1 protein-coding gene is annotated in these 245 nt (G+C 71.8%); it reads left to right on the forward strand.

Annotation, left to right across the window (positions count from 1 at the left end):
• On the forward strand, positions 1-245 hold a 245-nt coding region (locus tag HKX41_12915), incomplete at both ends, for a lysoplasmalogenase (protein NNC25036.1).

The following is a 245-nucleotide window of genomic DNA, read 5'->3' on the forward strand; positions in this document are numbered from 1 at the left end:
CGCCGGCGATGGCCAATGCCGGCGCCTACGCCCCCGGCGCGATCTGGCTGCACTACCTGTTCAAGCCCGCGACCACGCTGCTGATCGCGGCGATGGTGCTGCGCGAGGGCGCAGGCGCCGATCCGCGCTATCGCCGCGCGATCTTCGCCGGGCTGCTGCTGTCCACTGCCGGCGACGCGTTCCTGATGCTGCCCGGCGACTGGTTCGTGTTCGGCCTGGGTTCGTTCCTGTGCGCGCACCTGGCC

Origin of the sequence: Salifodinibacter halophilus (genome assembly GCA_012999515.1) — a bacterium.
Lineage (GTDB): Bacteria > Pseudomonadota > Gammaproteobacteria > Nevskiales > Salinisphaeraceae > Salifodinibacter > Salifodinibacter halophilus.